Here is a 20226-nt window from a genome sequence, read left to right as displayed (position 1 = left end):
CTACACCGGCCGCGGCTTGGCGGCCGTGTGGCAACGCAATCCCTGTGGAGGCAATCAGGAGGAGCAACGATGAGTTGGCTGGGCACCTGGCGGAACCAGTACGGGTCGGTGGTCGAAATAACCGGCGAAGAAGGCGGACGGATCAGCGGAACCTTCAGGACGGCGCTGGAGGACAGCGCCTTCTTCGGCATGACGGTGCCGCTGTTCGGTGCCTGCCATGGAGACGTCATCGGATTCACCTGCGCGGCCGAAGGGCGGGTCGGAGCCGCAGCGGTGAGCTATACCGGCATCCTCAGGAACGGGAAGCTGGAGATGCTGTGGCACACTGTTGCCGATGCCGCTTTGTCGGCGGAAAAGGAAGGGGCGCCGGCCCGAGCCAGGAAACTCCCCGCCTGGCGCGCCTTTGGAACCAGCCTCGACAGTTTTGAACGCGTCTCCTGACGTGTCGCGCCTGCTGCGGCGGCATTCAGCACGCAAGTGAGGGAGCAGGGCGTCCCGTTGTGCATCGGAACTCGCGCTGACTATGGCGCGTTGGTGCGCCAGGAATGCGCTGTTCGTTACGGGGTCGATCCGATGAGCGTGCTGTATCGCGCGGCAAAAATCGCCGAACAGGCCCATGCCGCACAGGCGGACAAGACTGGAAGGCCTTATATCGAACATTGCCGCCGGGTCGTCGATGCCGTCGAAACGCTCGACCAGAAAGCCATCGCCTATCTTCACGACGTCATCGAAAAAGGCGACGGCTGGAACCGCGACCGGCTTGAGGCGGCCGGGTTTGGACCGTCCATCGTATCTGCCGTCGATGCCATGACGCGGCGGCCGAACGAGGACGATGCCGCCTTCGTTCGCAGGGCCGCGGCTAACCCGCTGGCATTGCCGGTCAAGCGCGCCGATCTCGCCGACAATCTATGGCAGGCACGGCAGATCGGTGCCTCGACGGCGAAATACGAAGACGGCCTGCGCATCCTCAAGGAAGAGTTCCCGAGCTGACGGAAAGCTGGCGGCTATCGCCGATGTGGGTCTACTCGGTGACGTGCGGCGTGTGCCGCTTGTCTTCCGCGGGATCGGCCTCGATCCGCGCCCGGTCGGGATCGAACGCACCATGGCGGGCGATCGCCAATGCCGGGGTGTCGGGCGTCTCGTAGGCCCACATGAAGTCTTCTGCCGACGAACCGACCGCATGAACACGCCAATAGCTTGCCGTGCCCTTCAGCGCGCCGTGGCTCGTTGTGTTCGTCTTCTCCAACAGGTCGAAATAGATGTCCTCGAAGGGGATGTAGAAAACCGGATCATGGCCGTCTTCATAGAGCAGCTTTGCCCGCTCGCTCGACGCAATAATGGCATCGGAGAACCGAACGGTCACAGTTCCATCGAACGGGACAATCCTGAGCGGGCCTGGGCGGGGGGCGGAATCTGCGGCTAAGGACTGCATTCGACTTCTCCGTTGACTGCGCTGCCTTCCCGAAACGTGTTGTTGCCCGTCTGAGTTCCAGACCGCGGGCGCGCCGAGGCCGGTGGTGGAACGGTTTTGCAAGGTCGTCGTTGTTTCAGACCTCCGCACGCGCCATAATCGCAATGGCCGCCACTCGCCGACTCAACCGCAAATGGACCACATGCTGGATCGATCGCCTACCCTCCCAAGGTCGCTTGGCGCTGCGCTGCGAAGGGAAGTGCCGCGGTTTACGGCACCCGGCAGTGAAATTTCATGCACCACGGTCGCATCCTACAATGTGCATAAATGCGTCGGCACCGACGGCAGGTTCGATCCGGAGCGGGTCGCGGCCGTGGTCAAGGAGCTCGATGCCGATATCATTGCTTTGCAGGAGGCCGACGAAAGGACCGGAAGCAGGCAGGGATTGCTGGATCTCGCAGCACTCGAGCGCGACAGCGATCTCGTCCCCACACATGTCCCGGAAAACCGCCGCAGCCATGGCTGGCATGGAAATCTGATCCTGGCGCGACGCGGCGTGGTCGAAAGCGTGAACCAGATCCGGCTGCCCGGCCTCGAGCCGCGCGGCGCGGTTATCGCGGACCTGGAGCTGAAGGGCGTCTCGCTCAGGATCATAGCCGCGCATTTCGGCTTGCTGCGGCGCTCGCGCTCGCAGCAAGCCAACGCGCTTGTCGAAGCCACGCACCCGGTTCTGCGGCCGACAATCTTGCTCGGCGATCTCAACGAGTGGCGCGTCCGCAACAGGTCTTCGCTGCTGGCCCTGCTGCCGCATTTCGGTCCGATCGATGCGGTTCTGCCGAGCTTTCCGTCGCGCTTTCCGCTGTTTGCGCTCGACCGCATCCTGGCCAGGCCGCCGCACCTCATTTCCAGCATCGAGGTGCACAAGACGCCGCTGGCGCAGCGCGCCTCCGACCATCTGCCCATCAAGGCCCGCCTGAACCTGGACGCGATAAGGCAGCCGCGACTGCAACCAGAATAAACCTGAAGGGTTGTTAGTCAGATTTTCAGATCGTTTGCTTCGCTGACGTTCGCCGGTGCATTTCATGGATACAGCCATTTCGCGGTTTGCCCAGGACAAGATCGCGGCCGGTAATAGCGGACTGCTGCTGATCGCCGACAATTATGACGCGTTTGCCGCGCGAATCCTTGCCGCGCGCAGTGCTACCAGCAGCCTCGACCTGATGTACTATCTCTGGCACGACGACCATAGCGGCCGGCTGCTTATGCAGGAGGTCGTCAAGGCGGCGGAGCGCGGTGTCCGCGTCCGCCTGCTGCTGGACGATATCAATCCGCGCAACAGCGACGCCGCTTACCTGGCGCTCAACAGCTACAAGAACATCGAGCTGAGGCTATTCAACCCCAGCGGCATGAGGAACGGCAGCATCTTTCGCTCGCTGGAGATGGTCGCCCGGCTGTTTGCGATGACCCGCCGCATGCACAACAAGGCCTGGATCGCCGACGAGAGCCTGGCCATCGTCGGAGGAAGAAACATCGGCGATGCCTATTTCGACGCTGCGGAGACGAATTTTCGTGATCTCGACCTGTTGCTTCTCGGTCCTGCCGTAGGGCAGACGATGCAGATCTTCGAGGCGTTCTGGAATTGCGAGGCGGCAAAGCCGATCCAACTGCTCAATCCGGCTACGGCGGGCTCGCGCGCCGATTTCCTCGACAATCTCGATGCGATCGCGGACGGCCAGCTTTTGAACAGCCTGCGTGCCTGGCGCACGATCACGGAGTTCATTGTAGCGCACAGCGACGTCTGCTGGACGAAAGGCGTTCGCGTCATTTCCGATCCGCCGGAAAAGGTGCGCGGCAAGAGGCGCAGGAACTGGCTGACAAAGGAGCTGCTTCCCGCTATCGCGGCGACCAGGCAGCGCCTCGAAATTGTCTCGCCCTATTTCATCCCCAGCCGCACCGGGTTGGCCATCCTGTCGAAGCTGGTGGACCGTGGCGCCGAGGTTGCAATCCTGACCAACTCGCTCGCCGCGACGGACGTCGCCGCCGTGCACGGCGCCTATGCCAAATACCGCCGCAAGCTGCTTAAAAAGGGTATCCAGCTTTTCGAATTGCAGCCATTCGACCGCCAGGCCAACATCTCCGTTTTCGGCTCAAAGGGAGCCAGCCTCCACACCAAGGCCTTCACGGTCGACGACACGTTGGGGTTTGTCGGTTCCTTCAATTTCGATCCGCGTTCGGTGTCGTTGAATGCGGAAATGGGCGTGCTTTTCCATGATACCAATCTGGTGATGGAGTTGCGCCGGCGGTTCGAGCGCGAAAAGTCGGCGCAGACGAGCTACCAGCTGGTCTTGGACAAAGGCGCCTTGCGGTGGCTCGGCATGGCGGATGGCGAGATGCGGCAATACTCGCATGAACCCGAGGCCAGTCTCTATCGGCGCATCGTTGCAGCGCTGGTTGGATGCCTGCCTATCGAATCGCAATTGTAGAGGCGACGGATTTGCCGGAACGCAACTCTTTGCTGGAACGGAACTCCGGGATGACGAGTTGTAACCGTTGTCCGGAGCATGCCGATGAAGACCACGATATACAGTTTTCTTGCCGAGCTCTTGCCATTCTGGATGGCGCATAAACGCAAAATGCGCGCCGACCGTGTCGCTGAGCGGCCGACACGATCTGCCGCAGATGACGATGTTCGGCCGTCCGGCGACCCGAATCGCGCAACACCGGCGCGACGGCGCAACGCGTCTTAGGGCGGGATGCCTTCAAATTACATCCCGCTCCAACTGTCTGGTTAGCCGCATTTCTGCGACGCCAAATGATTTCCCTGGCTGCAAAGCTCTAGCTCCTTGGCGATCACGCTATTGTCAAGTATCGCTATTCGAAATCCGGCGTTGCCAAGCATCCATTTTGCAGCACGTACGTTAATGGCACTACAGTTTGCCGCTACAGGTGAGCCCCATGAGTGATAGTGCGATAGAATTCTTGCAGGACTGGATTCACGAAAACGTTCATGTGCCGCCGCCTCCGATCAGGCTTGAAAGAGAGGCGGAAATCCTCGCCAGGGAATGCGAGGAAGAGGCGGCCGACGCCGGCGTACCCATCGAAGACATCGAGGAAGAGGTTGGCGAGCTCAAGGATCTGCTCGTCGCCAAGCTTGAAGACGCAGCCGAGGACGAGGCCCCGCATCTGAATGGCGATGGCCAAAGGGCTTCCATGCCCGCGGCCGAGCAAAAGCCGTCCGTGCAAAGCCGTTCCGGAGCCGCTGTAAGGGTATGAACGAGGTGCGCCGCTTCGGCCTATTGTCCGATCAGCGTCAGCCCGAACAGGATCATCAGCCAAAGCCCGGCAGCAGCGACCGCAAGACGCGGCAGGACGCCGGCGCTGGCCAGATGCATGAACAGGATGGCGATGACGGCAGCCTTGGCCGCGGCGATCGTCAGGTTGAGTGCCGAATTGAAGGTGCCAAGCGCCAGGAAGGACGAGCCGACAGTCAGGGCCAGCAGGGCCAGAAGCCCGACATAGGCAAGCGTGGGTTTGCGGAACTCGCTCATCTGTTGATCAGATAGAGGACGGGGAACAGGAAGACCCAGACGATATCGACGAAATGCCAATAGAGGCCGATTGCCTGCACGCGGCGGAACCGGCTGGCCTCGATCGTGCGCGGCCACAGAGCGAGGATGCCGCCGATGACGATTACGCCGCAAATCAGATGCAAGGCATGCAGTGAGGTCATCGCGAAATAGAGGCCGAAGAAGAATTCGGCATGGACAGGATCCGGGCCCTTATAGATGAAAGGCGCGCCGAGCACCGGCGCCAGCCCTTCGCCGAATTCCCTGGCGTACTCCGTCGCCTGATGATCGATACGCTCAACGGATTCGGCATCGAGGTCGAATGGCAAAGCACATTGGTCGGCATGGACGAGAACAAAGGCCGGGCCGAGGCGCGAATCGAGGCGCCCGATAGACATGATGAAGCAGGTTTCGACCTTGTCTTCGGAGCGACGGTGCGCAAAGCACGGTGCGTGACGCGATGGGCGTCGGCTTCGACGGCTATACGCATCGGCAGCAATGGAGCATTGCCGACACCGACATCGACGATTGGCCCTATGAGCCGATGGCCGCTCATGCGTTTCTTCACAGGGACGGCGACGTCGGTTTTATCATCCCGATCGGCGAGAAGCGCTATCGCGCGGTTTCGAACACCGAGGATGCGCTGGCCCGCATTCCAGGCAACTACCAGATCACGCGGGTGTTGCGGACCGATCGCTTCCACATCCCGGTGAAGCAGGCAACGCGTTATCAAACCGCATGCGCCTTCATGGGAGGCGATGCCGCCCATGTGCATTCGCCGCTGGGCGCGCGCGGCATGAATCTCGGCATCGAGGACGCCGCATCATTCGCCAGGCGTTTCGTCGAAGGCACGCTGGCCGGCTACACAAGCGAACGCCACCCGATAGGGCGACGGTGGATCACCCTCAGCGAGCGCATCCTGTCAATGGCCCAGTCGGACAACGGCATCATGCAAAGCTTCAGGAACGCGGCCTTCAGCGTCGTCGGCCATCTGCCGCGGCTGCAGCGGCCGCTGCTGGAGCGGGTCGCCGGGCTGAAGGAATGAAGTGGTCGCATAAACCTTTTCGCCGGACGTGCGTTGTTGGGTTTCAAGCCAGGGAGATGACCATGCAGATGAAATCGGAAATCGCCGGCGAGGCCGCCAAGCAACGGCACATCCAGCGCCGTATCGACGAGAAGGACAAGTCCAGGTCCAAAGGCAAGCCAAAAGGCGCCATGCAGGCCGGCGCCCGCAAATATCCCGAGCCGCCCTTCCCCGAGCAGCACCAGCCGAAGCCGGGGCATGAATGGGCGATCGAGCCGGCGCCGCTTTACGATGCGCCATTTTATATCGGATCGAAAAAGCTCGACGGCAAAGTGGCCGTCATTACCGGCGGCGATTCAGGCATCGGCCGCGCCGTGGCCGTGCTCTATGCACGTGAAGGCGCCGATGTGGCGATCGTCTATCTGTCGGAGGACAAGGACGCCGAAGAGACCAAAAGGGCCGTCGAAACCGAAGGCCGGCGATGCATCCTGATCAAGGCCGATGTCAGCGAACGCGACCACTGCCACAACGCGGTGGCTGAGATCGTGCAGCAGTTTGGGCGGATCGACGTGCTGGTCAACAACGCCGCTTTCCAGATTCATTCCAGCGATTTCAGCGAGCTGACCGAGGAGCATTTCGACACCACGCTGAAGACCAATCTCTACGGCTATTTCCACATGGCGCAGGAGGCCGTTCCGCACATGAAACCCGGTTCGGCGATCATCAACACCGGCTCCGTGACCGGCATCGAGGGCTCGAAGCAACTGGTCGATTACTCCATGACCAAGGGCGGCATTCATGCCTTCACCCGCGCGCTCTCGGGCAACCTTGTCGACAAGGGCATAAGGGTCAACGCCGTGGCACCAGGCCCGGTTTGGACGCCGCTCAACCCCTCGGACAAGGAAGCCGGCGATGTTTCGAAATTTGGCGCCGACACGCCGATGAAACGACCGGCACAACCGGAAGAGATCGCGCCAGCGTATGTGTTCCTCGCCTCGCCGCACTGCTCGAGCTACATCACCGGCGAGATATTGCCAATCGTCGGCGGCTACTGACGACATGTATTTCATAGCCTTGGCCACCGACTACGACGGCACGCTGGCGCATGAAGGGATTGTCGCGGAAAAGACCCTTGCGGCGCTTCAACGCTTCAAGAAGAGCGGCCGCAAGCTCATTCTCGTCACCGGGCGCGAGCTGCCCGACCTGAAACGCGTCTTTCCCGAAGTCGCGATCTTCGACAAGGTGGTCGCGGAAAACGGGGCGCTGATCTACACACCGGCCAGCGAGGAGGAGCGGACGATATCTCCGCCGCCCGCCCCCGAGTTCATCGCCAAACTCAGGAAACACGGTGTCAAACCGCTTTCGGTCGGACGCTCGATCGTCGCCACCTGGGAACCGCATCAGGTTACCGCGCTCGAGGTCATCAAGAAATTGGGGCTGGAGCTGGAAATCATCTTCAACAAGGGCGCGGTGATGATCCTGCCCAGCGGCATCAACAAGGCGACCGGGCTGACAGCCGCGCTTCAGGACCTCAGATTGTCGCCGCACAACGTCGTCGGTGTCGGCGACGCCGAAAACGACCACGCCTTCCTGCGCGCCTGCGGCTTCAGCGTCGCCGTCGACAACGCACTGCCGGCAGTCAAGGATACGGCGGATCTCGTGACACGAGGCGCGCGCGGAAAAGGCGTCGAGGAACTGATCGCCAAGGTGGTCGAGCGCGATCGCGAGCTTGTGCCGAACCGCGACGGCATTCTGCTTGGCTCGGACGATGGCAAGGAGGTGTATCTGTCGCCAACCGATACGGTGCTGATCGCCGGCAGCTCCGGCATCGGCAAATCGACCTTGGCGACCGCACTGACGGAGCGCTTTGTCGAGAGAAAGTTCCAGTTCTGCATCTTCGATCCGGAAGGCGACTATGACGGCCTCGAGGGCGCCGTCCGGCTGGGCGACGGCTCGAATGCGCCGACGAAGACGCAACTGCTCGATCTCCTGGAGAAGCCGGACAACAATCTGGTCGTCAACGGCCTGGCGCTGCGCGTCAACGAGCGGCCGGACTTCTTTGCCGACCTGCTGCCGGGCCTTGGCGGTGTTCGCTTCCGCACGGCACGACCACACTGGCTGATCATCGACGAAGCGCATCACCTCTTGCCGAAGCGGCGCGACGACACGCCAATGGTGCTGGCGATGGAGTTGCCGGGCACGATCCTGATCACGGTTCATCCGGATGCGATCTCAACCGAAGCATTGCGGCTGGTCACCGCCGTCATCGCACTCGGCCCCAAGGCGAAAAAGGTCATCAAGACGTTCTGTCGCGAGACCGGCACCGAACCGCCAAAGGACAAGGATCTGAGCTCACCAAAAGACGAGCACGTGCTGTTCTGGCGGCCGCAGGCGCACAAGAAACCTTGCACGGTCGAGCCGATCGAGCCGCGGCAGTCGCTCAAGCGCCATAGCCGCAAATATGCCGAGGGCCAGCTCGACGAGAAGGGCAGCTTCTATTTCCGCGGCCCCGACCATGCGATGAACCTGCGCGCCCATAATTTGATGATTTTCGCCCAGATCGCCGAGGGCATTGACGACAAGACCTGGGAACATCATTTGCGCGCCGGCGATTATTCCAAATGGTTTCGCCACCAGATCAGGGATAAGGAGCTGGCGCGCGAAACCGCCGAAGCGGAGAAAGACGACACACTTTCGGCGCAGGAGAGCCGCAACCACGTCCTGGACGCAGTGCGCCGCCGCTATACCGCGCCCGCCACCGCGCCGAAGGAATAGATGCAACGGCGCCCAGCCGGTCCCGAGCCGGCTGGTTTGGAGAGATCAGACGATCAGGTGATCGATCCTGATCGGCAGGTCGCGAATGCGCTTGCCGGTGGCGTGGTAGACCGCGCTCGCGACCGCCGCCGCGGTCCCGACATTGCCGAGTTCGCCCAAACCCTTGACGCCGGCCGGATTCACCTCGTGGTCGATCTCCGGAACCAGTATCACTTCCAGCTGCTTCACGTCGGCGTTGACCGGCACGAGATAGTCCTGCAGGTCGCGATTGACGTAGCGCGCATAACGCTTGTCGATTTCCGTCGCTTCGTGCAAGGCTTGGCCGATGCCCCAGATCATGCCGCCCATCAGCTGGCTGCGCGCGGTGCGGGTGTTCATGATGCGCCCGGCGGCAAAGGCGCCGACGATGCGTGGCACCCGGATCTCGCGCGTATGGCTGTTGATGCGCACCTCGACGAATTCCGCGCCAAAGGCGTATTTCACCGAATCCTTGTCCTGGTCGCCGCCGTGGAACTCCGATTGCCCGGCATAGAGCTTCTTCAGCGCCTCCGGTGACGATCCCTTTGGCGCGAATTCGGCATATTCCTCGATCGCACCGATCTGCATCGTCTTGAAAACATCCGACAGCTTGGCCGATTTGCGGTTGTCCGCGACGATTTTCTCTTGGCTCATTTCAAGCTTGGCGTTGCCGGACCCGGCCAGCGGCCCGGCTTCAGCGACGGCCGCGGCGAAGAGCTTTGCGCGGACGGCATCGCAGGCCTTCAGCACGGCCGAGCACACGCTTGCCGTCGAAATCGACCCGCCGGACACCGGTGCCGGCGGCAAGGCGCTGTCGCCCATTTCGACGCTGACCTTGTCCATTTCTATCCCGAGCCGTTCGGCTGCCATCTGCGCTGCCACCGTGCGCACACCGGTGCCGATCTCATGCGAGCCGCATTGGACGCGAACCTCGCCGTCAGTGGTCAGGCGGACGCGGGCGGCGCATGGCGCGGCCGCCGTCGGATAGATTGCGGTGGCGCAGCCCATGCCGACCAGCCAGTCGCCGTCACGCATCGAGCCAACCGCGGCCTCGCGTTTGGACCAGCCGAAGGCCTCGGCGGCCTGGTCGTAGCATTTCACGAGCGAGCGGCTGGAGAAGGGCTTGCCGCCGATCGGCTCCTTTTGCGGCTCGTTGACGCGGCGGAACTCGATCGGGTCCATGCCGAGCGCCACCGCCATCTCGTCCATGGCATTTTCCAGCGCATAGACATAGGGCGTCTCGGGCGGCGAACGCATATAGCCAGGCGTGTTGCGGTCGGCATGCACCAGCGAGACTTGCGTCAGCACGGAGCCGTAATCGTACATGCGTCCGGTGGCCGAAGTGCCACCGACGACATAGGGATCGGGCCGCGACGTGACTTCCCAGCCTTCGTGTGCAAAGGCGGTGATGCGGCCGTCCTGGTTGGCGCCGATGCGGATGCGGTGCCGGGTCTCCGCCCTGTAGGTCTGCGTGCCGTACGCCTGAATGCGGCTGACGACGCAGCGCACCGGCCGGCCGACGCGGCGGGCCGCAACGGCAACGATCGCCGTGCGGGCCGTCATCGGCCCCTTGGAGCCGAAAGCGCCGCCGACATAGGGACTGACGATCCGCACATTGCCCGGATCGATCTTCAACTGCCGGGCGAGCTCGGCCTTCCAGCCGGTGACGTTCTGGCTTGGTTCGTAGACCGTAAGCTGATCGCCCTGCCAGACCGCCGTCGTCGAGAACAGCTCGATCGGGTTGTGGTGCTGGGTCGGCGTCGAATAGTTCTCGTCGATCTTCACTGCGGCTGCGGCATAGGCAGCATCGAAGTCGCCGGCTTTGACGTCCTCCTTGAACAACGGACTCTTGCCGGCGGCCGGCTCCATCTCCGTTCCCCTGGAATCGAAGCCGGCGCTGGGCGTCTCTTCGGCGTAGTCGGCGCGGATCAGCGCCGCGGCTTCCTCGGCCGCCTCGAATGTTTCAGCCACCACCAGCGCGATGATCTGGCCGTCGTGGAAAATGGCCTTGTCATGCAGCGGCGCGATCGAACTTGCACCGGTGTTGCCGAATTTCGGCTTGTCGATGCCGTCCATGTCGCCGACGCTGACGATATCGAGAACGCCGGGCACCTTACGCGCCCTTTCGAGCCGGACGGCGGTGATGCTGCCCTTGGCGATGCTGCTGGTAGCAAGTGCGCCATAGGCCATATTGGCGGTTGGAAGATCGGCCGAATAGCCGGCCTGTCCGGTGACCTTCAGGCGGGCATCGATGCGCGGAACGGGATTTCCCATGTTCTCTTTCGGCGCGGGAGCAGCTTGGTTCATGGGTCAGACCTTCATGTCGCGCGTTTCGAGCAGTGCCCGCACAAGCGTGCGCTTGCCGAGCGGTATCTTGAACGCATTGTGTTCGCGCGGTTTCGCCTCGGCGAACGCGGCTTCGGCGGCAGCTTCGGCCGCCTCATCGTCGAGTGCCTTGCCGCTCAGTGCTTCCTCGGCCGCCTTGGCCCGCCATGGCACGGTTGCCACGCCGCCGAGCGCAATGCGCGCCTGGCTGACGGTGTCGCCGTCCATATCCAGAGCCACGGCCGCCGAGGCCAGCGCGAACGCATAGGACTCGCGGTCGCGGATCTTCAGGTAGCGTGAGCGGCGGCTCCAGGCCCCAAGCGGCACCTTGATGGCCGTGATCACCTCGTCGGAGGCCAGTTCGGTCTCAACGTTGGGCGTATCTCCCGGCAGGCGATGTAGCCTCGAAAACGCTATCTTGCGCATACCGCGCCTTGCCTCCACCTCGACCGTCGCGCCGAGCGCGATCAGCGCTTGGGCGAAATCGCCGTGGTAGGTGGCGATGCAGGCGTTGCTGGTGCCAAGGACCGCATGTTGCCGGTTGAAGCCTTCCATGGCCGCGCAGCCGGAGCCCGGCTCGCGCTTGTTGCATGGCCAGGAGGTCTCGCGAAAATACTCGCACCGCGTCCGCTGCAACACATTGCCGGCAAGGCTCGCCATGTTGCGGATCTGGCCGCTGGCGGCGAACTTCAGGCTTTCGGCAAGCATCGGGCAAAGGCGCTTGATCTCGCCTGTGTCAGCAGCCTCGCCCATGCGGACCAGCGCGCCGAAGCGGATGCTGTCGTCGCCGACCTCGATCTGCCGCAGGGCCCTGTCACCGAGACCATTGAGATCGACCAGCCGTTCCGGCCGGGCCACGCCAAGCTTCATGTAGTCGGCCAGATTGGTGCCGCCGGCGATGAATTGCGCGGCGGCCTCGGTCGGCGGAACACCCTCTGCGGCAAAACGGGAAGCAATGGCGGCCGCCGCGGACACGCTGGCCGGTCTCTCGTAAACGAAGGGGCGCATCTCAGGCTTTCCTTGTTTCGTCCCGGGCCTGCACGATGGCCGCGACTATGTTGGGGTAGGCAGCGCAGCGGCAGAGATTACCGCTCATATACTCGCGGATATCGTCCTCGGAGCCGGCATGGCCTTCGTTGATGCAACCGATGGCGGACATGATCTGGCCGGGCGTGCAGTACCCGCATTGGAAGGCGTCATTGTCGATGAAGGCCTGCTGCATCGGATGCAGATTGCCGTCGGCGGAAGCGAGCCCTTCCACCGTGGTGATCTCATGGCCCTTGTTCATCACGGCGAAGCTCAGGCACGACAGCACCCGCTTGCCGTCGACAAGAACGGTGCAGGCCCCGCACTGGCCGTGATCGCAGCCTTTCTTCGTGCCCGTCAGGCCGACATGGTCGCGCAGCGCGTCGAGCAGGCTGGTGCGATTGTCGAGGGCGAGATTGTAGGGCTGCTTGTTGATGCGCAGTGAAATCGCCGACAGATCGCGCGGCTCGGCCGAAGCGGCAGGTTGCGGGGCGGCGGCTTTTGCCGACGTGGCCATGAGCGGCCCTGCCGCAGCCGCCGAAACGGATCCGGTCATGAAACTGCGTCGGCTCAGGCTGGCAAGGGGGGGTTCGGACATGGCTGGCTCCCGGCTGGCTGGGTCTCAAGCCGGCCGAACCAGTCACGCAAGGCAAGGTTCCTCCGCCTCACGTGGCTGTGATCCTATGTTCATCCGAACCGTGCCGGGGAACTCTCGAGCCGGCTTGCCGTTCAACCCCGATCGGACAGAACCGAAATGGCGTCTGGAGCGAGATCATGAAGTCACAGATTGTTGCCGAAAGCGCCGGCCAAAGAACGTTCGTCGTTGTGCTTGATCCCGGCGAAGAGGCGTTTGCGCAGCTGACCTCGTTTGCGGCCGACCACGGCGTTGGCAGCGCGTCGCTGACCGCGCTCGGCGCTTTCGAAAGGGCAACTGTCGGCTGGTTCGACCCTAGGGAAAGGACCTACCGGAAAATTCCCATCCGGGAACAGTGCGAGGTGCTGAGCGCGATTGGCGATGTTGCCATCGGCGACGACGGCAAGCCCAGCCTGCACGTCCATGCCGTGCTCGGATTGAGCGACGGCAGCACAAGGGGCGGCCATCTACTCGACGGTATCGTGCGGCCGACGCTCGAGGTCACGTTGGTAGAGACGCCTGGACATCTGCGCCGCAGGCACCGTCCCGAACTCGGTGTCGCGTTGATCGACCTGGAGGCTTGATCCGAGCCGATCACTTCGTTGATTTAACTGCGGTCGTTTCGGGGGCGACTTCCCAACCGAAGACGCTGCGGCCGCCGAGCAGATGCGATTGGTCGAACTCCCCGGCGACGATTTCCTTCAGGCTCGGCCCGGTGGCATAGCGCTCGACTTGCCGCGACTGGTCGTCCAGCCGCCGCAAGGCGCCGATCTCTTCCTCACGGCCGAGCCTGGCCTTCTGGACAGCCGACTTCAGCACGCCGATCGTCTCGTCATAGACCTTCAGCGGCACAGGGAACGGATGCCTGTCCTTGCCGCCATGCGCCAGCGAGAAACGTCCTGGATCGGAAAAACGGCATGGCGCGCCATGCACGACTTCGGCGACCAGCGCCAGCGCCCGCACCGTGCGCGCGCCGACGTTGGGCACCAGGAGAAGGCCGGCGAAATCCGCCGGGCCGCGCTCGGCCGCCGCCGCGATGTTGCCGTGCAGGCGGCGCATGACGACATCGCTTTCGCGTACATCGTGGTGCGCCGGCATCACCAGATGCGGCAGCAGCTTCTGTGCCGGCTCCGGCACTGGCGCCGAACCCCGCTCCAAAGCGGCAAGCTCCCTCACGATGCGATCCGGTCCAAGATCGTGCAGAAGGTCCAGTTGTCCCTGGCGCGACGCTTCGGCGCGGCGGTCGGTCAGGTTGACGATCTCGCCCTGGTTGGCGCCTTCGATGGCGGCATGCGGCTGGTCGACAAAGCTCTTCAGGCCCTCCGACAGCCAGTGATAGCGGCGCGCCACCTTGCTGTCGCCGTTCATGCCTTGCTGCACCACCACCCACTTGCCGTCATCGGTGACGATGAAGCCGTGGAGATAGAGATCGAAACCGTCCTGGACCGCGGCGCTGTCCACCTTGGCGACGAGCCGGCTGGCAGTCGCCAGGCCTTCCCCGTCGAGGCCGACACGCTCGCCGATCAAGGCAAGCTCGTGCGGGGTCTTGCGCGAATGCGCACCGCGGCCGCCGCAAACGTGAATGCCGAGTTCGCTGGAAAGCGGCGACAGGCCGCGCTTCAAGGCACCGACGACGCTGGTGGTGATGCCGGAGGAGTGCCAGTCCATCCCCATCACGGCGCCAAAAGACTGGAACCAGAACGGATGCGCCAGCCGGCGCAGCAATTCATCGCGGCCGTAATGGTGGATGATCGCCTCGCACATGACCGCGCCAAGCCGCGTCATGCGGTCGCCGAGCCATTTCGGCACGCGCCCGCCGTGAAGTGGAAGGTCAGCACTTCCCGATCGCTGTGCCACGCTCTTTGCTTGCTCCTTGAGTCCTGCCTCCACAGATAGGTATCGAAAGCGCCGCGAAGAAGCGATGGCCTGATTCAGGCCGCGATCGTTGCGAGCCGCTAGAGCACTTCCAGGAAAAGTGTGAAACGGTTTTCCGTCCGAGATTGCGCAGAAATAAAGAGATAGAGCGGTTCGGCGTTTCCGTGAAACGATGAACCGCTCTACCGGGCAGGCTCGCTGAGGAGATCAAACTTCTGGATCTCGCAATGCTCGCCCACCGATGCCAGCAGATCCATTGGCGGTGCGCCAGTGTCGGGCCGCCTCCAACTGATCTCGAACGAGAACACAGGGTCCTTGAGATCTGGGCGCCTCTCTATTGCGACGAGGCGTGCCTGGTAGCCAAGCGGCCCGATGAGCGCATCGAGCTCCTGTCGAGCCGCGGCCTTCCACGTCAGTGCCAACTGGGCATGGTGTTCGCGCGACATTCGAAGGTCCACCCATTTCAGGACCAGCAAAGTGGCCAGCGTCAGCGCCGTGCCGGCCGCGCCCAAGCCGTATTGGCCACCACCGAAAGCCAATCCGATGGCCGTCATCACCCACAACGTGGCCGCTGTGGTGACCCCGCTGACAAGATTGCCGCGGCGAAGAATGGCGCCACCGCCGATAAAGCCGACGCCGGTCAACACGCCCAGCGGAAAGCGCAGGACGTCCATCGATGCAAACGAATCCGGGTGCTTGCCAACGGTCTCCAGCAGAATACTGGCCTGGATCATTGTGATGGCGGCGGCCAATCCCACCAGCACGGTGGTGCGTAGCCCCGCCGCGTGCCCGCGCGCCTCCCGGTTGAGGCCTATCAACAGGCCGGCGAGCGCGGTCAGAAGCAACCGTGCCGCGATGTCTTGCCAAACCGGAACAACGAGGAGCATCGCGGTCACCCGTCAGGCCAAGCGCTGCTGGCCTGGATTGGCGCCAGGGTCAAAGCGAACAAGGGTAACAGCGTCTTCATCGCAGACTCTTTTCGTCGATAAGCAACAAACGATGCGCTTAGGTTTTGGTTGCGCAGCCGACGATTCACCTCGGCTATGGGCAGCGGCGGAACAAAACCTTCGGCTCGGGGTTGGTGGGTTCACGCCAACGAAGGATTTTCAATCATGGTCCGCTTGCTGGTTGCAGGAGCCGTCGCTTATCTGGCCTATCGCATTACCAAGGAGATCGGCGGGTCCGACGAAGTCGATCCGCTGGCGCCTTCGCCCGACCAGACCGGCCGCAAAGTGGCGAGGCGGCAAAGCAGGGCCCAGGGGAATGGCCGACGGCGGTAGCGAATGCCTCGGCGGCGGCGCGGACCAGCCATGACCGCATTTCCGTTGCCGCTCGACCTTCGTCCGATGGAAGCCAAAGCCGCCGACGCAATTCCTGGCGGTGACGGGCTTTGGCAGTACGAACCGAAATGGGACGGGTTTCGCTGCCTCGTGTTCAAGGGCGACGATGCCGTCGATCTGCGTGCAAAATCGGGCAAGCCGCTTGGCCGCTATTTTCCCGAACTGGTCGCGGTGCTGCGCGATGTGAGGTCGCGACGGTTTGTTGCCGACGGCGAGATCGTCATCGAGGTCGACGGATCGTCCTCGTTCGAGGCCCTGCAAATGCGCCTTCATCCAGCCGAAAGCAGGATCCGCAAGTTGAGCCTGGAGACGCCTGCCATGCTGGTCCTGTTCGATATGCTGGCCGAACCCGGCGGCAAGGTCATCATCGAACAACCCCTCACCAACAGGAGACGGGCGATCGAGGCCTTTGTCGCGTCGGCGGGACGGCCCGAACTGTGCCTGTCCAAATGCACGCACGATGCCGCTGCCGCCGAGCGCTGGCTGCAAGGCGCCGGCCATGGCTCGACCGACGGTGTTGTTGCAAAACTGATCGCCGAGCCATACCAGCCCGGCGAGCGCGCCATGGTCAAGGTCAAGCGGCTGCGCACTGCGGATTGCGTGGTCGGCGGCTTTCGCTATGTCGCCGGCAGCAACGAAGTCGGATCCCTGCTGCTTGGCCTCTACAATAACGAAGGCAGGTTGGACCATGTCGGATTCACCTCGACCATCGGCAAGGACGACAGGGCGGCGCTGACCAGACGGCTGGAAAAACTGCGGGCCAAACCGGGTTTCACCGGCAAGGCGCCGGGCGGACCAAGCCGCTGGAGCACGGAGCGCAGCGGACAATGGGAACCGATAAAGCCTGAACTGGTGGTCGAGGTTCGTTTCGACCATGTGACAGGCGACCGGTTCCGGCACGGAACCAAGCTGTTGCGCTGGCGGCCGGACAAGGAGCCCCGGCAATGTACGTTCGAGCAGATCGAGTAAGTCCGTCCCGAGGCACCGCTTCAAAGTTCTTGCTGCCCCGTCCTGCCGATGACGACGGAACCAATGCAGAATTCGCTGGTTCGCTGTGCTAGCCGAGCCTCGGCAATCCATTGCCGAGGCTCGGAAGCGGTCTGAAGGTCAAGCGGCTTCTTGCATTGCGCGTTCGTTGACACCGCTTTCGCCGAGCTTGGAAAGCGCTTCGTCGGTCGCGACCTCTTCCTTGAGTGTTGCCCTGAGCAGTTCGACAACGTCGCTCTTGCCGAGTTCTTCGGCCCACGCGATCAAAGTGCCGTAACGAGCGATCTCGTAATGCTCGACGGCCTGCGCCGCGCCGACAAGCCCGGCGTCGAGTGCGGGAGCACCGTTATACTCCTCGAGCACTTCCGAGCCCTCTTCGATGATGCCGTCAATCGCCGGACAGGTCTTGCCACGGGCCGGCTTGCCGAATTTCTCGAACACCTCCTCCAGGCGGTCGACATGTCCTTCGGTTTCCATGCGGTGCTTCTCGAAGGCGGCGGTCACTTCTTCCGACTCCGCGCCCTTGGCCATTTTGGGCAGCGCTTTCAGTATCTTCTTCTCAGCGTAGTAGAGGTCTTTGAGCCCGTCGAGGAACAGATCCTCAAGGCCCTTGCTTGCCGCCTTCGCGGCCTTTTTCGTAGTCGCCATGATCCTCTCCCGAAGGTTGGTGGCCGCCTCTCAAAATAGAGGCGTCCGATAACCCTCCGATGGGAAACAAGTTCCCTCACGGTTCGGCAGCTTTGAAAATTTTTCCGACGGCGCTTGTGTGGTATCGCAAGGGGTCTCGACCTGCGGCAGCAACAAGCGAGGAAAGCGCGTCAGCGCTCACCGATATGCTCGAGCAAGCGGGTATATTCGGCTTCGGCCAAGCCATATCCGCCATCCGCAAGTGCGACGAGACCATCGCGGTCGCGGATGATAATTTCGCCGCGGCGGGACCGGATGAGCCCTCGCCCCTCAAGCAGCTGAAGCGCGACCGTGACGCCCGGACGCCTTACGCCGAGCATGATCGACAGGAATTCGTGAGTGATCGTCAGCCGGTCGCCGGCCACCCGATCGTCACACATGAGCAGCCAGCGCGCCAGCCGGTCTTCAAGCTTCGATCGCGCGTTGACCAGCGCGGTGTAGCCGGTCTGGACATGTAGACACTGCACGTAGCGCAACAAAAACAGCCGCAGTGTCGGGCTTTGCGTCAGCGCTGCCTTGAATGGCTCGGCATCTATCCTGGCGGCTTCTCCCGCCAGTTGCACATAACAATCATGGACCATGCGATCGTCGCCCATCACCAGGGCCGAGCCGGTCATACCTTCCAAGCCAATGAGGCCAACTTCCGCATCGCTGCCATTCGGCATTTTCGCAACCACTGAACCAATGCCGTCCTCGACGAAATAGATGGCCTCGATCGGTGATCCGGATACTTCGAGCGATTGCCGCAACTCCAGCGAACAGCGCTCGATGTGCGGCTCGAGGAATGCAAAATCGCCGGCGCTAATCCGGCGCAACAGCTTGTTTTTGAATAGATTTTGATTGGAAATTGCTGGATCAGACATAGCCAGGCCCAAAACAGGGCAAGAGCGTTTTGATCTCCCAGCCGTCCGCGCCCGGTATAACCTGCGGACGATACGGTTTATATAAGCGCTGAAAGGTATGGAGCCTACTAAATAAATAAATCAATCGATGCACGGCAGTTTCTCCTGCCGCTTGCCTACGAAAACATCCCACTGAAAGTTAGAGTTGAAAACGTACCAAAGGTGCTTTGGTACGAAATCGACAAATCAAGAATGTCGGGCGCGAAAGAGCCCGTCGCGAGGGATGCAACGGGCTCCATTCGGGCGTCGTGGGCTACGCCCAGTGATCCAAATGAGGGTGGCTTGGATCACTACAATAATGCAGGTGAAAGGTAGTCGTTCCCGATCTGTCCGCTCGGTAATTTCCGTACATTGAGTTTGGAGGCGAGCGGCGCTAATTGAATTTGAGTCATCCACACCGACATGGCGAGTGGATGCTTGAAAGACGCTTCGCGCTTTCGCCCTTTTCAGGGAGGATGGCATGTCGATGCATGGTGCAGCAACTCCAGCCGAACTGAGCGTGCTGAGAAAAGCGCTCGACGACTGCTGCCGCGAGTTGGGTGTTGCGGACGACAGTCCGGTCCGCGAGCGGTTGGCCGCCCGTATCATGTCGCTGTTCAACGAGGGCGTGCTAAGCGCCGATCTAAAAGAAGCACTGGCCGCCGATCGCCAACACTAAAGCTGCTGCTATGGCGGGGTCCTCCGTGTAGAAGGGTCCGGCGCGGGTCGGCATTTTTAGCCAGGGTCCCAGAGACTTTTTGTCTGTTCACGACAAAACGCCCGCCGCTTATTACCGGCGGCAGGCGTTTTGTCGTGAGCGTGACGCTAAATGCGCCCAAGCACGACCAAGATGATGACGATGAGCAGCACCAGGCCGAGGCCACCGCCACCGTAATAGCCGGTGCCGTAGAACGGTCCGCCGCCCAAGCCGCTGAAGCCGCCAAGCAAGGCAAGGACCAAGATGATGATGAGAATGGTTCCAAGGCCCATGATGTCTGCTCTCCTTGTTTGCGCTGCCGCCATTCGCATCAGCGCGTTCGCATTGTACAAAGGTATGAACTCGCAAGGAGCATTCCTGTTCCGGCGGGACAGCAAGGCGCACGCTCATGTAGCGAGGAAAACGCCGGGCTGTGCAATGGCGCGCCGGCCACCTTGAACACCTGAGAACATGCTGAATTCATAGGAAATTTGTCGGAACCTTCGCCCGCCCGAACGGTTGTTTTCGTAGTCGCAACGCGACGACCCTCGTAAAAAAGGAGAAGCATCATGCTCACGAAAATTCTCGCAGCTTCGGCGCTTACGATCGGTCTGGCCACGTCAGCGATGGCCCAGAACGTCGGCGACCCCTCCGGAGCCGCTGCCGACGGCAGCGGGCGGACGGTCGTAGTCCCGGATAATGGCGGCCCTGACACCGGCACAGATTCGACCATCACCAACAGCATTCGCGATTTCTCAACGACGAATTCGAATGCCGACCGGAATTGCCCGCCGGGCCCGCAGGGGGCTCTGCCCGATGCGACCGGCAAGGCTCCGGGCACGATGGCGCCGACGGTGAACGACAACCACTGCGGCAAGTAAGCGCCCTGTGATCATAGCCTGACGAGGGGGGCGGGCGGGGGGGGCCCCCCCCCGGGGTGAGTATAACAAAACCGCCGCCCCCCCCCAAAGGACGAGAGG

General features: G+C 62.3%; 24 protein-coding genes. 13 read left to right on the top strand and 11 right to left on the bottom strand.

Annotated elements, in window-relative coordinates; translation table 11 throughout:
* Window positions 1-69 precede the first annotated feature (69 nt).
* Window positions 70-441, top strand: a complete 372-nt coding sequence (locus tag NKH01_RS26245; RefSeq protein WP_023720517.1) for an avidin/streptavidin family protein — start codon at window positions 70-72, stop codon at window positions 439-441.
* Between the two features lie 132 nt (window positions 442-573).
* The gene (locus NKH01_RS26240; RefSeq protein ID WP_023720518.1) at window positions 574-990 is read left to right on the top strand and encodes an HD domain-containing protein; all 417 of its coding nucleotides are present in this window, start codon (window positions 574-576) and stop codon (window positions 988-990) included.
* Window positions 991-1021: 31 nt separating this feature from the next.
* Here the strand turns inward: NKH01_RS26240 and NKH01_RS26235 are convergent, their stop codons facing one another.
* Window positions 1022-1432 (bottom strand): DUF427 domain-containing protein, encoded by a 411-nt coding sequence (locus tag NKH01_RS26235; protein ID WP_023720519.1) that lies wholly within the window; start codon window positions 1430-1432, stop codon window positions 1022-1024.
* A 181-nt stretch (window positions 1433-1613) separates the two neighbouring features.
* On the opposite strand from NKH01_RS26235, the gene NKH01_RS26230 reads away from it, so the two are divergent.
* The 3 genes from NKH01_RS26230 (at window position 1614) to NKH01_RS26220 (ending at window position 4684) form a co-directional block, all read left to right on the top strand.
* Window positions 1614-2429: an endonuclease/exonuclease/phosphatase family protein gene (locus tag NKH01_RS26230; RefSeq protein WP_023720520.1), complete on the top strand. Its 816-nt coding sequence runs from the start codon at window positions 1614-1616 to the stop codon at window positions 2427-2429.
* A 64-nt stretch (window positions 2430-2493) separates the two neighbouring features.
* Window positions 2494-3894, top strand: a complete 1401-nt coding sequence (locus NKH01_RS26225) for a phospholipase D family protein (protein ID WP_353023148.1) — start codon at window positions 2494-2496, stop codon at window positions 3892-3894.
* Between the two features lie 472 nt (window positions 3895-4366).
* On the top strand, window positions 4367-4684 hold the full coding sequence (locus NKH01_RS26220; RefSeq protein WP_353023146.1) for a hypothetical protein: 318 nt from the start codon (window positions 4367-4369) through the stop codon (window positions 4682-4684).
* Between the two features lie 20 nt (window positions 4685-4704).
* On the opposite strand, the gene NKH01_RS26215 is transcribed toward NKH01_RS26220, so the two are convergent.
* Both NKH01_RS26215 and NKH01_RS26210 read right to left on the bottom strand, forming a co-directional pair.
* Window positions 4705-4959, bottom strand: coding sequence for a cytochrome C oxidase subunit IV family protein (locus NKH01_RS26215; RefSeq protein WP_353023144.1), 255 nt, complete (start codon window positions 4957-4959; stop codon window positions 4705-4707).
* Window positions 4956-5375: a cytochrome c oxidase subunit 3 gene (locus tag NKH01_RS26210; protein ID WP_353023142.1), complete on the bottom strand. Its 420-nt coding sequence runs from the start codon at window positions 5373-5375 to the stop codon at window positions 4956-4958. The genes NKH01_RS26215 and NKH01_RS26210 overlap by 4 nt, the downstream gene beginning before the upstream one ends.
* Window positions 5376-5425: 50 nt before the next feature.
* On the opposite strand from NKH01_RS26210, the gene NKH01_RS26205 reads away from it, so the two are divergent.
* The 3 genes from NKH01_RS26205 to NKH01_RS26195 all read left to right on the top strand — a co-directional run bounded on the left by NKH01_RS26205 (window position 5426) and on the right by NKH01_RS26195 (window position 8776).
* Window positions 5426-6022, top strand: coding sequence for an FAD-dependent oxidoreductase (locus NKH01_RS26205; RefSeq protein WP_353023140.1), 597 nt, complete (start codon window positions 5426-5428; stop codon window positions 6020-6022).
* A 62-nt stretch (window positions 6023-6084) separates the two neighbouring features.
* The gene (locus NKH01_RS26200) at window positions 6085-7056 is read left to right on the top strand and encodes an SDR family oxidoreductase (protein ID WP_353023138.1); all 972 of its coding nucleotides are present in this window, start codon (window positions 6085-6087) and stop codon (window positions 7054-7056) included.
* A 4-nt stretch (window positions 7057-7060) separates the two neighbouring features.
* A complete protein-coding gene (locus NKH01_RS26195) occupies window positions 7061-8776 on the top strand; it encodes an HAD family hydrolase (RefSeq protein WP_353023136.1) in 1716 nt (571 codons plus the stop codon).
* A gap of 45 nt (window positions 8777-8821) precedes the next feature.
* Here NKH01_RS26195 and NKH01_RS26190 read toward each other — a convergent pair whose 3' ends face one another.
* The 3 genes from NKH01_RS26190 to NKH01_RS26180 are packed head-to-tail and all read right to left on the bottom strand — an operon-like array spanning window position 8822 to window position 12743.
* Window positions 8822-11101, bottom strand: a complete 2280-nt coding sequence (locus tag NKH01_RS26190) for a xanthine dehydrogenase family protein molybdopterin-binding subunit (protein ID WP_353023134.1) — start codon at window positions 11099-11101, stop codon at window positions 8822-8824.
* Between the two features lie 3 nt (window positions 11102-11104).
* Window positions 11105-12127: an FAD binding domain-containing protein gene (locus NKH01_RS26185; RefSeq protein ID WP_353023132.1), complete on the bottom strand. Its 1023-nt coding sequence runs from the start codon at window positions 12125-12127 to the stop codon at window positions 11105-11107.
* Window position 12128: 1 nt separating this feature from the next.
* Window positions 12129-12743: a (2Fe-2S)-binding protein gene (locus NKH01_RS26180; protein ID WP_353023130.1), complete on the bottom strand. Its 615-nt coding sequence runs from the start codon at window positions 12741-12743 to the stop codon at window positions 12129-12131.
* A 176-nt stretch (window positions 12744-12919) separates the two neighbouring features.
* On the opposite strand from NKH01_RS26180, the gene NKH01_RS26175 reads away from it, so the two are divergent.
* Window positions 12920-13363: a PPC domain-containing DNA-binding protein gene (locus tag NKH01_RS26175; RefSeq protein WP_353023128.1), complete on the top strand. Its 444-nt coding sequence runs from the start codon at window positions 12920-12922 to the stop codon at window positions 13361-13363.
* A gap of 10 nt (window positions 13364-13373) precedes the next feature.
* On the opposite strand, the gene NKH01_RS26170 is transcribed toward NKH01_RS26175, so the two are convergent.
* Window positions 13374-14636: a DUF763 domain-containing protein gene (locus NKH01_RS26170; RefSeq protein WP_353023126.1), complete on the bottom strand. Its 1263-nt coding sequence runs from the start codon at window positions 14634-14636 to the stop codon at window positions 13374-13376.
* Window positions 14637-14836: 200 nt separating this feature from the next.
* Complete coding sequence (locus NKH01_RS26165) at window positions 14837-15541, bottom strand: MgtC/SapB family protein (protein ID WP_031194456.1); 705 nt, start codon at window positions 15539-15541, stop codon at window positions 14837-14839.
* A 225-nt stretch (window positions 15542-15766) separates the two neighbouring features.
* On the opposite strand from NKH01_RS26165, the gene NKH01_RS26160 reads away from it, so the two are divergent.
* Both NKH01_RS26160 and NKH01_RS26155 read left to right on the top strand, forming a co-directional pair.
* The gene (locus NKH01_RS26160) at window positions 15767-15934 is read left to right on the top strand and encodes a hypothetical protein (RefSeq protein ID WP_352791470.1); all 168 of its coding nucleotides are present in this window, start codon (window positions 15767-15769) and stop codon (window positions 15932-15934) included.
* A gap of 30 nt (window positions 15935-15964) precedes the next feature.
* Entirely contained in the window at window positions 15965-16963 is a 999-nt protein-coding gene (locus NKH01_RS26155; protein WP_353023123.1) for an ATP-dependent DNA ligase, read from the top strand.
* A 138-nt stretch (window positions 16964-17101) separates the two neighbouring features.
* Here the strand turns inward: NKH01_RS26155 and NKH01_RS26150 are convergent, their stop codons facing one another.
* Both NKH01_RS26150 and NKH01_RS26145 read right to left on the bottom strand, forming a co-directional pair.
* Window positions 17102-17629: a YciE/YciF ferroxidase family protein gene (locus tag NKH01_RS26150; RefSeq protein WP_023677104.1), complete on the bottom strand. Its 528-nt coding sequence runs from the start codon at window positions 17627-17629 to the stop codon at window positions 17102-17104.
* A gap of 170 nt (window positions 17630-17799) precedes the next feature.
* On the bottom strand, window positions 17800-18531 hold the full coding sequence (locus NKH01_RS26145; RefSeq protein WP_353023121.1) for a Crp/Fnr family transcriptional regulator: 732 nt from the start codon (window positions 18529-18531) through the stop codon (window positions 17800-17802).
* 499 nt (window positions 18532-19030) lie between these two features.
* Here NKH01_RS26145 and NKH01_RS26140 point away from each other — a divergent pair, with 499 nt between their 5' ends.
* Window positions 19031-19228 carry a hypothetical protein gene (locus tag NKH01_RS26140; RefSeq protein ID WP_023720547.1) on the top strand — a complete coding sequence of 66 codons (198 nt, stop codon included), beginning with the start codon at window positions 19031-19033 and terminating at the stop codon, window positions 19226-19228.
* Between the two features lie 146 nt (window positions 19229-19374).
* Here NKH01_RS26140 and NKH01_RS26135 read toward each other — a convergent pair whose 3' ends face one another.
* Window positions 19375-19539, bottom strand: a complete 165-nt coding sequence (locus tag NKH01_RS26135) for a DUF3309 family protein (RefSeq protein ID WP_023720548.1) — start codon at window positions 19537-19539, stop codon at window positions 19375-19377.
* Between the two features lie 276 nt (window positions 19540-19815).
* Here NKH01_RS26135 and NKH01_RS26130 point away from each other — a divergent pair, with 276 nt between their 5' ends.
* Complete coding sequence (locus tag NKH01_RS26130) at window positions 19816-20127, top strand: hypothetical protein (protein WP_023720549.1); 312 nt, start codon at window positions 19816-19818, stop codon at window positions 20125-20127.
* Window positions 20128-20226 lie beyond the last annotated feature (99 nt).

Source organism: Mesorhizobium sp. M1403 (assembly GCF_040317695.1).
Classification (GTDB): Bacteria; Pseudomonadota; Alphaproteobacteria; order Rhizobiales; family Rhizobiaceae; genus Mesorhizobium.
Note: the sequence above shows the minus strand (reverse complement) of the source record. Positions and strands in the feature narration are given on the sequence as shown.

Excerpts from the sequence above, each read along its gene's own strand:
- NKH01_RS26245 (WP_023720517.1), top strand. The coding sequence starts at position 70 with ATGAGTTGGCTGGGCACCTGGCGGAACCAGTACGGGTCGGTGGTCGAA.
- NKH01_RS26240 (WP_023720518.1), top strand. The coding sequence starts at position 574 with ATGAGCGTGCTGTATCGCGCGGCAAAAATCGCCGAACAGGCCCATGCC.
- NKH01_RS26235 (WP_023720519.1), bottom strand. The coding sequence starts at position 1,432 with ATGCAGTCCTTAGCCGCAGATTCCGCCCCCCGCCCAGGCCCGCTCAGG.
- NKH01_RS26230 (WP_023720520.1), top strand. The coding sequence starts at position 1,614 with ATGCTGGATCGATCGCCTACCCTCCCAAGGTCGCTTGGCGCTGCGCTG.
- NKH01_RS26225 (WP_353023148.1), top strand. The coding sequence starts at position 2,494 with ATGGATACAGCCATTTCGCGGTTTGCCCAGGACAAGATCGCGGCCGGT.
- NKH01_RS26220 (WP_353023146.1), top strand. The coding sequence starts at position 4,367 with ATGAGTGATAGTGCGATAGAATTCTTGCAGGACTGGATTCACGAAAAC.
- NKH01_RS26215 (WP_353023144.1), bottom strand. The coding sequence starts at position 4,959 with ATGAGCGAGTTCCGCAAACCCACGCTTGCCTATGTCGGGCTTCTGGCC.
- NKH01_RS26210 (WP_353023142.1), bottom strand. The coding sequence starts at position 5,375 with ATGTCTATCGGGCGCCTCGATTCGCGCCTCGGCCCGGCCTTTGTTCTC.
- NKH01_RS26200 (WP_353023138.1), top strand. The coding sequence starts at position 6,085 with ATGCAGATGAAATCGGAAATCGCCGGCGAGGCCGCCAAGCAACGGCAC.
- NKH01_RS26195 (WP_353023136.1), top strand. The coding sequence starts at position 7,061 with ATGTATTTCATAGCCTTGGCCACCGACTACGACGGCACGCTGGCGCAT.
- NKH01_RS26190 (WP_353023134.1), bottom strand. The coding sequence starts at position 11,101 with ATGAACCAAGCTGCTCCCGCGCCGAAAGAGAACATGGGAAATCCCGTT.
- NKH01_RS26185 (WP_353023132.1), bottom strand. The coding sequence starts at position 12,127 with ATGCGCCCCTTCGTTTACGAGAGACCGGCCAGCGTGTCCGCGGCGGCC.
- NKH01_RS26180 (WP_353023130.1), bottom strand. The coding sequence starts at position 12,743 with ATGTCCGAACCCCCCCTTGCCAGCCTGAGCCGACGCAGTTTCATGACC.
- NKH01_RS26175 (WP_353023128.1), top strand. The coding sequence starts at position 12,920 with ATGAAGTCACAGATTGTTGCCGAAAGCGCCGGCCAAAGAACGTTCGTC.
- NKH01_RS26165 (WP_031194456.1), bottom strand. The coding sequence starts at position 15,541 with ATGCTCCTCGTTGTTCCGGTTTGGCAAGACATCGCGGCACGGTTGCTT.
- NKH01_RS26160 (WP_352791470.1), top strand. The coding sequence starts at position 15,767 with ATGGTCCGCTTGCTGGTTGCAGGAGCCGTCGCTTATCTGGCCTATCGC.
- NKH01_RS26155 (WP_353023123.1), top strand. The coding sequence starts at position 15,965 with ATGACCGCATTTCCGTTGCCGCTCGACCTTCGTCCGATGGAAGCCAAA.
- NKH01_RS26150 (WP_023677104.1), bottom strand. The coding sequence starts at position 17,629 with ATGGCGACTACGAAAAAGGCCGCGAAGGCGGCAAGCAAGGGCCTTGAG.
- NKH01_RS26145 (WP_353023121.1), bottom strand. The coding sequence starts at position 18,531 with ATGTCTGATCCAGCAATTTCCAATCAAAATCTATTCAAAAACAAGCTG.
- NKH01_RS26140 (WP_023720547.1), top strand. The coding sequence starts at position 19,031 with ATGTCGATGCATGGTGCAGCAACTCCAGCCGAACTGAGCGTGCTGAGA.
- NKH01_RS26135 (WP_023720548.1), bottom strand. The coding sequence starts at position 19,539 with ATGGGCCTTGGAACCATTCTCATCATCATCTTGGTCCTTGCCTTGCTT.
- NKH01_RS26130 (WP_023720549.1), top strand. The coding sequence starts at position 19,816 with ATGCTCACGAAAATTCTCGCAGCTTCGGCGCTTACGATCGGTCTGGCC.